Below are 13736 nucleotides of genomic sequence, written 5' to 3'. Positions count from 1 at the left end.
CAAACTTCCCTATGCACCCATCACGAGCCCACAGACATGAAGGACGCCCAGATGAAGAAGTGGCCTACTGCATGGACCCGTTGAGCTGATCCGTGAGAGTGCTCGTCTGCGGCGGTCGCAACTTCGACGACTGGCCCTTCATCGTCCATGTGCTCGACCGCATGCATGCGCGTCAGCCCATCACGACCCTCATCGAGGGCGGAGGCTCGGGTGCCGACGAGTTCGCGCGTCGATGGGCCAGGACACGCGGGATCAAGGTCGCCACTTACCCTGCAGACTGGGAACGCTACCCGGGTCGTGCTGGGCTCATCAGAAACGCTCAGATGCTGCGCGAGGGGCGTCCGGAACTCGTCATCGCATTCAAAGGCGGTCGCGTGACCGCGCATATGATCACCATCGCGTCGGCAGCGCTCGTACCGGTGTTGAAGACCTGGAGGTTGAAGGGTGAGTCACGGCCGGCTTGAATCGCAAACGGCATTGCCGCCCGTTCCAACCGTCAAGTAGCCCGAAGCGCGAAGTCCGCGGCCGCGCGGATCGCTGCATCAACGTCGTCGGGCAGCGCCTTTCCATAGGCCAGGAAGCCATGGATCACCCCTGATGCTTCGCGTTCCGCGACGTCATTGCCGGAAGCGCGCAGCGCAGCGGCCATGGCCCGCGTCTGGTCGCGAAGAATGTCAATCTCGGCCGCCAGCAGGAAGACACGCGGAAGTTGTTCGAGATCGATGCCACCATCCAGCGCAAACCCGGTGTGCGGGACCGCCGGATCTGCGTTGCCGCCGAGGTAGGCGCGGAGATAGCGCACGTGAGCAGCGACCGACAGGCCATGACGCCCATCACCGAAGGAAGCCATGCTCTCGCCTGCGAGCGACCGGGTATAGACGCCATAGAAGAGGAGCAACGCATCGGGCCACGCGCCGTTCTCCCGGCCAACTTCGACGCGACGGCGGTCGCGAAGCTGGATTGCCGCTTCGAGTGCAAGGCTCGCGCCAGCCGAGTCTCCGGCGACGATGAATTGTGCGTCCGGACGTTCCAGTGCAACCTGCTCGATCGCGGCGATGCAGTCCCGCAGTCCCGCCGGCCAGGGATGCTCAGGCGCCAGCGCGTAGTCGATCGACCATGCCTCGCACCGCAAAGCCGTCGCAAGCCTTCGGACAATGGCTTCATGCGTGCGCGGCGAGCCCACGCACCACCCGCCGCCGTGCAGATAAACGAGCACGCGATCACTCTCGCAGCGCTGCGGTCGCACGACTTCCAGATTGACCGCACGGCCCGCCGTCCGGATCTGCCGCAACGAGATCAGGCAGGACGGACCATCGTCAAGCCACAACTCCCGCTCGGCCAGCAATTGCTTGCGCGCGTCGGGAAAGGGCAGCTCATAGCGGTTCGGGCTCCCGGCGCGCGCCGCCGCAAGCTGCGCAAGAAGCGCTGCCATCGCAGCATGCGGTTGCGGCTGAACAGGCATGTCGATGCCTCAGCCTTGCGCACTCCACGCGACGGCGTCCACCTCGACCAACCACTTGGGATTGGCCAGCGCCTGCACGATCAATACCGTCGACGCCGGCCGCGCGTCGCCAAGGTAGCCGGCGCGCACAGCCGCATAAGCGGCCATGTCTGCGGAACGCACCAGAAAGTGGTTGACCTTGACGAGATCGGCAACGCCCATGCCCGCGTCGGCCAGCACCGCGACCAGATTGCGCCAGGCCAGATGCGCTTGCGCCTCCAGGCCCTCGGGAACCGTGCCGTCGGCCGTGATGGCAACTTGCCCGGCGATATGCAGCCAGCGGCCGCCGCCGGGCGCCGAGACACCGTTCGAGTAGGCACCGGCCGGTGCGGCGATCGTGGATGGGTTGTGCTTTTTCATGAGCGTCAAGGGTGGGTTCGGATTCACTGGGCATCCAGCAGCTCGAATGCATCTCGGAACAAGGCGCTTCGCCCGTCGCCGAGGTCATCGAGGATGTCGAAATGGGTGCGTCCCGAAACGATGCGAAGCTCTGCCCTGCAGCCGGCACGCCGCAGGTGCTCGGCATAGTTGATCGACTGGAGCCGGAAGCCCTCGGTCTCGGCGCCTCCCGCGACGACGAGATGTCGCGTTGTGCGCTCTGGCCACCGCGCCATGGGGCTGATCGCGCGTGCTTCTTGCTCGTCGAGTCGAATATCTGCGTTGATGCTCGTGTGGCGCAGGGGTTCGAGGTCGTAGACACCGCTGACACCCACAAAGGCGGCTGCCTGCCAGTCGTGCAGCCCATCGAGCACGCAGGCGCCGAGCTGCGCGCCCGCCGAATGGCCCGCCACGATCATGCGCGCGCTGTCCACACCAAGCTGCTGAGCATGCGCGCGCAGCCACGCCATCGCCTCGTCGATCTCCGCGACGATCGCCGACACGCGCAGCTTCGGCGCCAGGTCGTAGCCAATGAAGGCCGCATGCACACCGCGCTCGAGCCAGGGCGCCGCGAGAAATGTGAAGATGCCGCGTTCGAGCGCGCGCCAGTAGCCGCCGTGGATGAAGACGAACAGCGGCGCGGCCATGGCCACGGGATGCGGGGCCGGCAGGAAATCGAGCAAGCATCCTTTTGACGCGCCGTAGCGCCGCGTACTGAGCCCCGGCACGGCCGCGCGCAGTTCGGCACTGGCGCGGGCCTGTCGCTCGTAGACTGCGTTGCGCTCGGGGTGCCGCGCGCGCAAGGCGTATTCGCGCTCCAGGGCGGGATCGACGGGCAGCGGCATCGGGTCGAGTTCTGCGGGTTCAAAGTCCAAGATAGGCCTCTCGCACACGGTCGTCATCGCGCAGGGTCGAAGCCGCGCCGGAGAGCGTGATGGCGCCGCTTTCCATCACGTGACCAACGTCGGCGTGCGCCAGTGTGATGTTCGCGTTCTGCTCTGACACCAGGATCGTCAGCCCCCCGCGCTGCAACTGCTTGAGCGCGGCGAAGACCTGCTCCACGATCACAGGCGCGAGCCCCATCGAAGGTTCGTCGAGCGCCAGCAGACGCGGGCCCGACATGAGCGCCCGTCCGATCGCAAGCATCTGCTGCTCGCCGCCCGACAAGGTGCCCGCCGGCTGCTGGAGCCGTTCCTCCAGGCGCGGAAAGGTCGACAGCACAAATGCCATCCGCGCGTCGAGATCGCCTTTCCGTCGCGGGAACAGGTCGCCGAACGCGCCCATCTGGAGGTTGTCCTTCACGCTCAGCGGACCGAACACGCGCCTCCCCTCGGGCACCAACGCGAAGCCCTTGGAGACGATGCGTGCGGCCGGCAGCCGCGTGATCTCTTCGCCGGCCAGGCTGATCGCGCCGCGCACGGGTCGCAGCAGCCCCGACAGCGCCTTCATCGTGGTCGACTTGCCCGCACCGTTGGCGCCGATCAGCGCGTGAAAAGAACCGCGTTCCATCGCGAAGGAGACGTCGTGCAGAACGTCCGACGCGCCGTAGCCCGCACGCAGGCCCTTGATTTCAAGCAGCGGCATGGGCCACCTCTCCGCCGAGATAGGCACGGATCACCTCGGGATTGCGCGCGACCTCCGAGGGCCGGTCTTCGGCCAGCCTTTGGCCATGATTGACCACCAGGATCTCGTCACAGGCGCTCATCACGACGCGCATGTTGTGCTCGACCAGCACCACGGTCACGCCCTGTGCGTTGACCGCGCGAATCACTTCGAGGATCCGGTTCTGTTCCGCCAGCGGCACCCCCGCGATCGGCTCGTCGAGCAGCAGCACCTGGGGCTTCGAGGCCATCGCGCGCGCGATCTCGAGCAGCTTGGCATCCGCGAAGCCGAGGTCCGCCGCAGGCGTGCCGGCGCGCGCCTCCAGCCCCAGCAACGCCAGAAGACGCCACGCCTCGGCCTCGGCCGCACGCTCTTCGGCAAGGCCGCCGCCGAACAGACCGGACAACCAGCCGCCGGTCAGCCGCGGGTGCGCTCCGACCATGACGTTCTCGAGCACGCTCATCATCGGGAACAACTGCAGGTTCTGGAATGTGCGCGACAGGCCCAGCGCCGCGCGCTGGTGCGGGCGCAGCGCGGTGATGTCAACGCCGTTCAGCATGACGCTGCCGCGCGTGGGCGTCGTGACGCCGGCGATGGCGTTGAACAAGGTGGTCTTGCCCGCGCCGTTGGGGCCGATGATTCCCTTGATGGTGCCGGCAGCAACCGTGAACGACAACTGAGCAACCGCGTGCAGCCCGCCGAAGGTCACGCTGAGGGATCGCACTTCCAGCGCAGGCACATGCGCCGGCCGCACTTCATGCGATGCCATGGCGCACCACCTTCTCTTCGTTGGCCGCAGGGTCCGCGCTCTTCTTCCGGCGCCGTCCGAGGCGCGCCGCGAGGCTCGCGATGCCCCCCGGCAGGAAAAGCATGACCACGACCATGCAGGCCCCGAAGACAAGCAGTTCGGCATCCTGGATGCGTCGCAAGAACTCGGGCACTGCGGTGAAGACCGCCGCCGCGAACAGGGGACCCCAGTAGCGCCCCCAGCCGCCGATGGCCACCATGACCACCAGCAGCACCGAGGCCGAGAAGCTGAAGGTCTCCGGTGATGCGTATTGGTTGAAATGCACGTAGAGCGCACCAGCGAGTCCCGCCGCCACGGCCGAAGCCATGAAGGACGCAAGCTTCACACGGAAGGTGTCGACACCCATGCTGTCGGCCGCCACCTCGCTGCCGGACACCGCGCGCAAGGCGCGGCCCGCGCGGCTCGCGAGCAATGAGGCCACCAGCAGCATCAGCACGAGACCTGCGAGCCACGCCAGCCAGAAGAAGCGTGCAGGCGTGTCGAACGCAAAACCGAACAGTGCGATCGGCGGTACGCCCGACAACCCGTTGGGCCCGCCCGTGACGGACACCAGCTCGTTGAACAGGACCGACAGGATGGCATTGAAGCCCAGCGTCGCCATGCTCAGGTAGTGGCCGCGCAGCCGCAAGGCAGGCACGCCGATGACGAAGGCCGAGACCGCCGCCCCCGCCATCGCGGCGAGCGCGCCGAAAGCGGGCGGGACGCCCCATCGCACCGACAACACGCCCGACATGTAGGCCCCCATGCCGAAGAAACCCGCCTGGCACAGCGAGATCTGGCCACCGTACCCCATCACGAGATTGAGCCCGCCGAGAAGCAGCAGGTTGACGAAGAAGAACACACCGAGGCTCAGCACATAGTCATTGCCCGCGACGAAAGGCCATGCGGCGAACAGGATCCACACGACGGCAACGAGTCGGATGCGCCGCGAGCGCTCGTGCAGCGGTGACGACGCGAGCGGAAGGGTTGCGTGATGCGTCATACGCGCTCAACGGCATGGCGGCCGAGCAGGCCCGCCGGACGAAGGAACAGTGTCGCCAGCAGCGCGACGAAGGCAACCGCATCCTTGAAGTGCGAAGACAGGAGCCCGCCTGAAAGCGATTCGAGCAGGCCCAGCAGCACCCCGCCCACGAGCGCGCCCGGCAGACTCCCGATACCGCCGAGCATCGCGGCCGAGAAGCCCTTGAAGCCAAGAACGGTGCCGTGGTCGAACGAAGTCAGCGTCAGCGGCGTGACGACGATGCCCGCGATCGCGCCGAAGGCCGCCGCGAGCCCGAAGGACAGCGCCATGGCCATGCGCGGCTCTATGCCGCAGAGCGCGGCGGCTTCCGGCTGCGCGGCGACCGCGCGCATCGCGCGGCCGAGCACTGTGTGCTCGAAGAACCAGTGCGCCCCCACCATCACCAGCGCGCAGGTGGCCACGATCCAGAAGGTCTGCGGGTGAATACGCAGCGCGCCGAGCACGATCGGCGTGCCGCCCGAGAAGCCCGGCAGGCTCATCGGATTCTTGCCGAGCACCAGCATCACCAGGCTCTTGGTGCAAATCGCCACCGCGATCATCACGAGCGTCACCGTCAGCGGGCTTTTCGCCGGCAGAAGCCGCACGACGAAACGCTCGCTCAGCAACGCGAGGACGACGACCGCGGCGACAGCGCACAGCACCGCCAGGCCCAGCGGCACCTGCGCTGCGAAGGCCGCCGCGGCGACCATTCCGCCCATCATCACCCACTCACCCTGTGCGAAATTGATCGCGCCGGTGCTCTTGAAGATGACATTGAAGCCGAGCGCCACGAGCGCATAGACGCTGCCGGTGGAAATTCCCGACAGCAGAAGATTGGGCAGTTGATCCACCAGGACCTCGATGCTCAGAGACGGCCGAGCCGGGGATGCCGGAGTGCCGGCAGCTCGATGCCGATCGCGTCGAGGCGATTGCGGCAAGCTTCGAGGTGGGCCTTGAACACCCCGATTTCAGCCTCGGGATCCACGGCACCGAGGCCGGCCCTGGCAACGCGGTCGAGATCGGCGACGTCGGCCGACGCGTCGATCGTGGTCGCGAGGCCGACGCAGCGCGCGCCAGCCAACTCGACCTCGTTCAAGTGGCGTACCAGCGCCTGCACGGCTGCTGCGCGCTCTTCGCCCGACATCAGCGGCGCGCGCCGCTCGATGTAGAGCCAGCCGAAGCGTGCATGGCGCTCGCGCGCCGCGACGCATCGCTCCAGCAGCGCCTTGGCGACGGGCTCCCGGGTCTGCGCGAGCCATGCGGCGGCGAGCGCATGTTCGAGTCCATCGCCGAAGGTGCAATGCGTCAGCACATGACCGTCGAGCGAGCGGTCCGCATCGAGCGCATCGCGATGCAGCGCACGGTTGAAGAGCGGCTGCCATTGCGCATCGGCAGGGCTGTCCAGATAGCCGCCGCAGCTCTCGGCGTAGCGATGAAAGGATTCGACGTTCCACGCTTCCTCGGTGTTTCGCACAGTCAGGAAGTATTTCGGGTCGGCCTCGCGGTCGAGCTCGAGGCAGAAGCGGATCACCAGCGCCGGAGTTTCCGCGAGGCCGGTGTATTCGAGCCAGGCGCGGCGACTCCACACACGGCGCGCGGCGTCCAGCGCGGCCGGGTCGTGGGCACGGACATCGAAGGCATCCCATGGAACATCGGTCTCGGGCGTCCAGTGGGCCTTCTTCGCATCCTCGTAGAGCGCGCGGATGGCTTGGTCGGACTGCCGCAGATCGAGCGGGAAACGGCGCTCGACGCGGATCGGCGTGCGGCCGGTCGACAAGCGCGAGGATTCTGAATACTGCACGGAACTGCTCCTTGGCAAGGTCAACGAGAGGGACGGAAAGGCGGCGAAAACGGCCGGACCTAGAACGCTGCCTCGAACTTCGGATGACGGAACATCGGGATCTCGATGCCCCAGTTCTCGCGCATGCGTTCGCGCATCGCGGCGATCGACTTGAGGAACACCGGTTTTTCCAGCGCCTCGGTCGTTGCGCCAAGACCGGCCTGGTAGGTGATCTCGTCGGTTTCCATCTCGGCCTTGGACGAAGGGTTGTCAGGCGCCAGCCAGGAGCTGTGATAGCCGTTGAGTTCCACCTTCTCGATCATGTTGATGACCGCCTGGCGCACCACGTCCTTTTCCTGCGCACTCATCTGCGGCATACGCTGGTCGAGGAAGGCCCAGCCGAAGGCGCAGTGGCGCACCTCGTCGCGCAGGATGGCCTTGACCACCTGTCGCGCGACGGGGTTCACCGTGATCTCCGTCAGATGGCGGAACACGTCGAAGGCGATCTCCTCGGCCGCGCAGACCAGCGCGGCGATCGTCCCTTCGAGCGAGATCGTCGGATCGAGCGCCACCTTGCGAATGCCGTGTGAAGCCACGGAGCCCTGGAATGCGACCGCGGCCGGCTGGTCGTAGTAGCCACCGAGCGCCTCGGCCATGCGATAGCAGACTTCCGCGTGGCGCGACTCCTCCTGCGACCGGATCGAAAAGAACAGCGCCATGTCTGGCGGGCAGTGCTCATGGCAGAAGCGGATCTGCAGCGCCGGACTTTCCGAGATCGCGCCGTACTCGCCCCAGGCCCGGCGGCTCCAGTACATGCGCGCGGCGCGGCGCTGTTCCTCGGTGTACTGCTCGGGGTGAAGCTGTTCCCAGTCGATGTCCGTTGCCGGATTCCATTGCATCCGCGTCGCCGTGTGGAACAGGTCGCGGATGCGCCGGTTCGTGACGTCGAGTTTCAGCGGGAAGCGGTTCTCGGGCGCGTCGATGATGGTTGCGGCATCGGGGAACAGGGCCCGTGGAGCCGCGGACGGTTGCAGTGTGGCGTTGGTCATGGCTGCATTCCTTCGCGATGGATCACTTGTAGTCGGCCAGTTGGAAAGCACCGTCGCGATAGCTCAACAAGACGAGGTCGTCTTTCGACAGCCCCGAGTGGCGCTGCGGACTGAAGTTGAAGACGCCGCCGACGCCCGGCCATTTGTCAATGCCTGCCAGCGCGTCGCGAACCTTGGTGCGGTCGGCGCTGCCGGCGCGATCGATGGCGGTGCGTGCGAGGTAGACCGCGTCATAGGTCTGCGCGGCGAACTGGTTCGGCTTGCGCTTGTACTTGGCCTCGAAGGCCTTGGTCAGTGCGGCGATGCGTTCCTTCTGCGGATCGCCGTCCGGCAACTGCGCGCCGACCGGGAACTTGACCGAGACCAGCAGCACGTTCTTTGCCGCATCGCCTGCCAGGTCCATGTACCGCTTGTCGACAAAGCCGTAGCTGTGGATCAGGTTCATCTGTTCCATGCCGAGCTGCTGTGCCTGCTTCAGGAACACCACGCCCGCAGGAGTGACGGTCCAGCAGATGACCGACTGCACGCCCGCGGCCTTGATCTTGCCAAGCTGCGGCGTGAGGTCGGTGTCGGAAGGATTGAAGCTCTCGTACATCACGTCCAGCCCGCGGCGCTGCGCGACCTTCTTGAGCTGCACTGCGGCGCCCTGGCCGAAGCCGCTGGAGTCACCGAGGAATGCGATCTTCTTGATGCCCTTCTTCGCGTAGTAGTCGGCAAGGCGCTCCATCACCTGCTCGTCGTCGGCCGTGCTCTTGAAGGTCCACTGGCGTTCGGCCACCGGCGTCACGATGTCCATGGCACCTTCCGTCGAGATGAACGGGACCGAGGCCTTCTCGGTCAGTCCGAGCATCGCGATCGCCATGCCGCTCATGTTGCCGCCCCCCACGATCATGTCGACCTTGTCCTGGTCGAGCAGGCGGCGCGTCGCGGTCAGGCCCTTCTGGGTCTGGCTTTCCGCGTCGTAGAAGACCCATTCGATCTTCTTGCCTGCCACGCCGCCCTTCGCATTGATCTCGTCGACCGCGAGTTCCATGCCGGCCTTCATGTCCTCGCCGAGAAAGGCTGCGGGACCCGTGACGGACAGGATGGAACCGACCTTCACGGTGCCCTGCGCGAATGCGGGAGACACTGCGCAGAACGACAAAGTCGCCGCCGTCAACATGGACAAGGCCATTTTCGGGAACACATCACGCTTCATCACGACACTCCTCGGAACAAGGGTTGAATTGGGGGCCACGGGGATCGGGCCGATGCAGGAAAGGATCTGGTGGTGACGCGCCGTTTCATGGCCCTGAAGACGGCGCCATCTTGACGCGGACGTGCGATCGAACGATGTCGCCGTCGGTCTCCAGCGGGCCGCTGAACTTGTAGCGGACCTGATGGGCGCGGTAGACAGAGATGCCGGTGAAGGCCGCTGTACCGTCGGCGGCGAAGTAGGTCATCTCACGGATGAGCACGGGCTCGGCCGAGTCGATGTTCAGCCGCTCTGCGTAGTCCTCGCCGGCCAACGCGGCTTCGATCTGCGTGTCGGCGCGCTCGATGTCGACATGGGGCCGCAGCACCTCGAGCAGCGAGACATTCTCGAATTCCTTGAGCGGAATCTCGCCGGCAATCGAGAGCGGCACATAGCGCAAGTCCCAGGCCACGCGCAGTTCACCCGAGAGGCGTATGCGCTCCATGCTCAGCACCTCGCTTTGGGCCGGGAGACCCAGTCCCTTTGCGAAATGTGCAGGACAGTTCACGCGTTCGACTTTCAGGTCCGCCACGCGCAACTGCCGGCCGCTCTGCGCCCATTGGCCGGAGAAGTCGCTGCGCGCAGCAAAGGATTCCTCGATCTTGTCTCGATTGACGAAGGTGCCGAAGCCGCGGCGCCGGCGCACCAATCCTTCGTCCTCGAGTTCGGTCAACGCCTGGCGGACGGTGGCGCGACTCACGCCGAAGATGCGCTGCAGCTCCTGGTCCGTGTAGAAGCGGTCGTCGTCAGCCGGCCAGGACATGAGCTTGGTCTGCAAGCTGCGCTTCACCTGTGCGTAAAGCGGCAGCGGTGAATCACGATTGATCGTGGAGGAGATGCTCATGGACGATGGCGACCTCTTGGATGTCAGGTTGTCCGGTTATACGGACTATATGCAGCGACCTTGAGCCCAGCAACTCAGGTCTTTCACCTAGGCTTCGACGTTCTTGAATGAATTCTTGTTCACCCAAGAACAAAAAAACTAAGATCGACGCCGTGAAACTCAAAGACGACGAAAAGCTCCGCGCCATCGCCCAGGCGACGTTCACGCTCGTCGGGCAAACCGGCTTGAGCGGCCTGACCATGGCCGCCATCGCCCGCGAAGCGGGCCTGGCCACCGGCACGTTGTACGTCTATTTCAAGTCGAAGGAAGAGTTGATGGTCGCGCTCTACGAGCAGGCCAAGACTGCAACCGCGGCCAGCCTCATGCATGGCGACAACCCGAAGGCGCCGTTTCGCAGTCGCTTTCGACACATGTGGATGAACTGGCTCGAACACCGCCTGACGCACTATGCGCAGGTCGTGTTTCTGGAGCAGTACTACAACTCCCCCTGGTTCAGCGAAGAAAGCCGCAACCTGTCGGCCCGGCTCATCAAGGATTGGGTCGACCTGATCGAAGAGGCCAAGGCCCAGCAGATCCTGAAGGACGTGCCGACCGTGCTGCTGATCAACAGCTTCGGCGGCTCGGTGCGCGAGACCGCGAATCTGCTGCGCTCCGGCGCGTTGGCCCACACCAATGCCAATCTGACGATGGCTTTCGGACTCTGCTGGGACGGCATCAAGGCCTGAGTCGCTTGACCGCGAGAAGCGACAGGTCTATCGTTTGGCCGAATTAATGTTCGCCCAAAGGACCCCGCGATGACGACGCTCCATATCAACGGCCAGGACCGACAGGTCGACGCCGACCCTTCCACCCCCATCCTCTGGGCGCTGCGTGACACGCTCGGCATGACGGGTACCAAGTTCGGCTGCGGCGCAGCGCTGTGCGGCGCCTGCACGGTACATCTCAACGGCCAGGCGATCCGCTCATGCGTGACGCCGATCTCCGCGGCCGCGGGACAGAAGATCTCCACCATCGAAAGCGTCACCGACGGCAGCGACAAGGTCGGCAAGGCCGTTCACGAGGCCTGGGTCAAGCATGACGTGGCGCAATGCGGCTACTGTCAGAGCGGCCAGATCATGTCGGCGACCGCCTTCCTCAAGACGGTCCCGCCCGGCAAGCTACCCAGCGAGGCCGATATCGATTCGGCCATGGCCGGCAACATCTGTCGCTGCGGCACCTACGCGCGCATTCGCGCCGCGATCGCCGACGCCGCCAAGACGCTGGCCTGAAGGAGATCACATCATGAACTTCGATCAGACCACCTTCGAACTGCCCGCCAACCTGCGGGCGCTGATGACACGCCAGGACGGTGCCCCCGAATCCCAAGGCCTCCCGCGGCGCAGCTTCCTGAAGCTCACCGCCATGAGCGGCTTCGCCCTCGGCGTCTTCCCGATGAGCGCGCTGGCGCAGGACACGACCGCCGCAGGCGCCAAGCCGGCCGGCCTGAAGCCGTTGCAGCAGCCGTCGGCCTTCGTGCGCATCGACCGCGACGGCACGACCACCATCACCATCAACCGGCTCGAATTCGGACAGGGTGTGCAGACGTCGCTGCCGATGATCCTGGCCGAGGAACTCGACGCCGACTGGTCCAAGGTCAAGAGCGTTCATGGAAGCAACGATCCGGCGTATGTCGATCCAGCGTTCGGCATGCACATCACGGGCGGCTCGGGCTCCATCAAGAATTCGTACACGCAGTACCGCGAACTCGGGGCACGCACGCGCGCCATGCTCGTCAACGCGGCGGCGGCACAGTGGAAGGTTGACGCGGCCACGCTGCAAACGCGCAATGGCGTCGTCATCGGCCCTGGCGGCAAGCAGCTCGGCTATGGCGAGCTTGCAGACGCGGCAATGAAGCAGCCGGTGCAGGAGACGGTCAAGCTGAAGGACCCCAAGGACTTCCGCCTCATCGGCAAACCCACCGGGCGGCTCGATGCGCAAGCCAAATCCAGCGGCCACCAGAGCTACGGCATCGACATGCGCCTGCCCGGCATGCTCACCGCCGTCGTGGCGCATCCGCCGGTGTTTGCTGCCAAGCTCAGGTCCGTGGATGACAGCGCGGCAAAGTCGATCAAGGGCGTCAAGGCCGTGCTGCGCGTCCCCGTCGATCGCGGCGGCGAAGGCGTGGCAGTGATCGCCGACGGCTACTGGGCCGCCAAGCAAGGTCGCGACGCGCTCAAGCTCGAATGGGACAGCGGCAGCGTCGAGAAGGTCGACAGCGAGAAGCAACTCGCGCAATACCGCGACCTTGCGACGAAGCCCGGACCGCGCAAGTACGACGCCGACGTGTCGAAGCTCGCCAGTGCGCCGCACAAGATCAACGCCGAGTTCGTGTTCCCCTACCTCGCGCACGCGCCGATGGAGCCGCTCAACTGCACGGTCAGCCTCGCGGGCGACAAGGCCGAAGTGTGGACCGGAACGCAAATGCCGGGGATCGACGGCATGGCGGCCGCCAAGGTCCTCGGCGTGCCGCCGCAGAACGTCAAGGTCAACGTGCAGATGGCGGGCGGCGGCTTCGGTCGTCGCGGCCTGCTGACCAGCGACTTCGTGGCCGAAGCCTGCAGCGTCGTCAAGGCCGCGCAGACGGCGGGCATCACCGCGTCGATCCGCACGCTGTGGAGCCGCGAAGACGACATCAAGGGCGGCTACTACCGGCCGATGCATCTTCACACCGCAAAGATCGGCTTCGACGCGCAGGGCAAGGTCGTCGGCTGGGACCACGCGATCGTCGGCCAGTCGCTGCTGATGGGCAGCATGTTCGAGCCGATGATGGTGAAGGACGGCATCGACGCCACCGCCGTCGAGGGCATGAAGGAGCCGTACGACATCCCGATGCGCCTCACGGTGCATCACCCGAAGCTCAACGTGCCGGTGCTCTGGTGGCGCAGCGTGGGCTCGACCCACACCGCATTCGTCATGGAAACACTGGTCGACGAGATCGCCCGCACCACCCACCAGGACCCGGTCGCCTACCGCATGAAACTCATCGGCGACCAGCACCCGCGGCACAAGGCGGCGCTGCAACTGGCGGTGGACAAATCCGGCTACGGCAAGAAGAAGCTCGAAGCGGGCCGGGCCTGGGGCGTGGCCGTGCACGAATCATTCAACTCGGTGGTGGCGTATGTCGTCGAGGCCTCGGTCAAGGACGGCACGCCCACGCTGCACAACGTGACGGCGGGCGTGCACTGCAATCTGGTGGTCAATCCGCAGAGCCTGGAAGCGCAGGTGCAAGGTGCCGCGGTCATGGGCCTGTCGATGTGCCTGCCCGGCGCCGCGATCACGCTCAAGGACGGCGTGGTGCAGCAAAGCAATTTCGGCGACTTCGTCGTGCCCCGCATCACCGACATGCCGCAGATTGCCGTGTACACGGTGCCGAGTGCCGATGCACCCACAGGGATGGGCGAGCCGGGCTTGCCGCCGCTTGCTCCGGCGTTCGCGAACGCCGTGGCTTCGATCACCGGCAAACCCGTGCGCGCGCTGCCTTTCAAGCTCGCCTGACCTGAA

Annotated in this window: 15 protein-coding genes; 4 read left to right on the top strand and 11 right to left on the bottom strand. The window is 65.7% G+C overall.

The annotated features are described in order from the left end of the window. The first annotated feature begins 92 nt into the window (after positions 1–92). Positions 93–464: a DUF2493 domain-containing protein gene (locus AC1DN9_RS26110; protein ID WP_478104818.1), complete on the top strand. Its 372-nt coding sequence runs from the start codon at positions 93–95 to the stop codon at positions 462–464. A 32-nt stretch (positions 465–496) separates the two neighbouring features. Here the strand turns inward: AC1DN9_RS26110 and AC1DN9_RS26105 are convergent, their stop codons facing one another. From AC1DN9_RS26105 to AC1DN9_RS26055, 11 genes are all read right to left on the bottom strand, one after another. After that, the gene (locus tag AC1DN9_RS26105) at positions 497–1432 is read right to left on the bottom strand and encodes an alpha/beta hydrolase (RefSeq protein WP_478104817.1); all 936 of its coding nucleotides are present in this window, start codon (positions 1430–1432) and stop codon (positions 497–499) included. Between the two features lie 39 nt (positions 1433–1471). Next, positions 1472–1861: a RidA family protein gene (locus tag AC1DN9_RS26100; RefSeq protein WP_478104815.1), complete on the bottom strand. Its 390-nt coding sequence runs from the start codon at positions 1859–1861 to the stop codon at positions 1472–1474. A gap of 23 nt (positions 1862–1884) precedes the next feature. Next, positions 1885–2754 (bottom strand): alpha/beta hydrolase, encoded by an 870-nt coding sequence (locus AC1DN9_RS26095; RefSeq protein ID WP_478104814.1) that lies wholly within the window; start codon positions 2752–2754, stop codon positions 1885–1887. Beyond that, positions 2744–3463 carry an ABC transporter ATP-binding protein gene (locus tag AC1DN9_RS26090; RefSeq protein ID WP_478104813.1) on the bottom strand — a complete coding sequence of 240 codons (720 nt, stop codon included), beginning with the start codon at positions 3461–3463 and terminating at the stop codon, positions 2744–2746. The genes AC1DN9_RS26095 and AC1DN9_RS26090 overlap by 11 nt, the downstream gene beginning before the upstream one ends. Then, positions 3450–4250, bottom strand: coding sequence for an ABC transporter ATP-binding protein (locus AC1DN9_RS26085; RefSeq protein WP_478104811.1), 801 nt, complete (start codon positions 4248–4250; stop codon positions 3450–3452). The genes AC1DN9_RS26090 and AC1DN9_RS26085 overlap by 14 nt, the downstream gene beginning before the upstream one ends. After that, the gene (locus AC1DN9_RS26080; protein ID WP_478104810.1) at positions 4237–5271 is read right to left on the bottom strand and encodes a branched-chain amino acid ABC transporter permease; all 1035 of its coding nucleotides are present in this window, start codon (positions 5269–5271) and stop codon (positions 4237–4239) included. Before AC1DN9_RS26080 ends, AC1DN9_RS26085 begins: the two co-directional genes overlap by 14 nt. Then, on the bottom strand, positions 5268–6140 hold the full coding sequence (locus tag AC1DN9_RS26075) for a branched-chain amino acid ABC transporter permease (RefSeq protein WP_478104809.1): 873 nt from the start codon (positions 6138–6140) through the stop codon (positions 5268–5270). The genes AC1DN9_RS26080 and AC1DN9_RS26075 overlap by 4 nt, the downstream gene beginning before the upstream one ends. Positions 6141–6154: 14 nt before the next feature. After that, positions 6155–7090 carry a hypothetical protein gene (locus tag AC1DN9_RS26070; protein WP_478104808.1) on the bottom strand — a complete coding sequence of 312 codons (936 nt, stop codon included), beginning with the start codon at positions 7088–7090 and terminating at the stop codon, positions 6155–6157. Between the two features lie 59 nt (positions 7091–7149). Continuing rightward, on the bottom strand, positions 7150–8118 hold the full coding sequence (locus tag AC1DN9_RS26065) for a ferritin-like domain-containing protein (protein WP_478104807.1): 969 nt from the start codon (positions 8116–8118) through the stop codon (positions 7150–7152). 22 nt (positions 8119–8140) lie between these two features. After that, the gene (locus AC1DN9_RS26060) at positions 8141–9316 is read right to left on the bottom strand and encodes an ABC transporter substrate-binding protein (protein ID WP_478104805.1); all 1176 of its coding nucleotides are present in this window, start codon (positions 9314–9316) and stop codon (positions 8141–8143) included. A gap of 85 nt (positions 9317–9401) precedes the next feature. Further along, the gene (locus AC1DN9_RS26055) at positions 9402–10196 is read right to left on the bottom strand and encodes a GntR family transcriptional regulator (protein WP_478104804.1); all 795 of its coding nucleotides are present in this window, start codon (positions 10194–10196) and stop codon (positions 9402–9404) included. A gap of 152 nt (positions 10197–10348) precedes the next feature. Between AC1DN9_RS26055 and AC1DN9_RS26050 the strand changes: the two genes are divergently transcribed. The 3 genes from AC1DN9_RS26050 to AC1DN9_RS26040 all read left to right on the top strand — a co-directional run bounded on the left by AC1DN9_RS26050 (position 10349) and on the right by AC1DN9_RS26040 (position 13730). Beyond that, positions 10349–10921 (top strand): TetR/AcrR family transcriptional regulator, encoded by a 573-nt coding sequence (locus AC1DN9_RS26050; protein WP_478104803.1) that lies wholly within the window; start codon positions 10349–10351, stop codon positions 10919–10921. Positions 10922–10990: 69 nt separating this feature from the next. Further along, positions 10991–11464, top strand: a complete 474-nt coding sequence (locus AC1DN9_RS26045) for a (2Fe-2S)-binding protein (protein ID WP_478104801.1) — start codon at positions 10991–10993, stop codon at positions 11462–11464. A gap of 13 nt (positions 11465–11477) precedes the next feature. Beyond that, on the top strand, positions 11478–13730 hold the full coding sequence (locus AC1DN9_RS26040) for a xanthine dehydrogenase family protein molybdopterin-binding subunit (protein WP_478104800.1): 2253 nt from the start codon (positions 11478–11480) through the stop codon (positions 13728–13730). Positions 13731–13736: the final 6 nt, after the last annotated feature.

It is taken from the genome of Variovorax sp. 05L425, from assembly GCF_056397705.1.
Note: the sequence above shows the minus strand (reverse complement) of the source record. Positions and strands in the feature narration are given on the sequence as shown.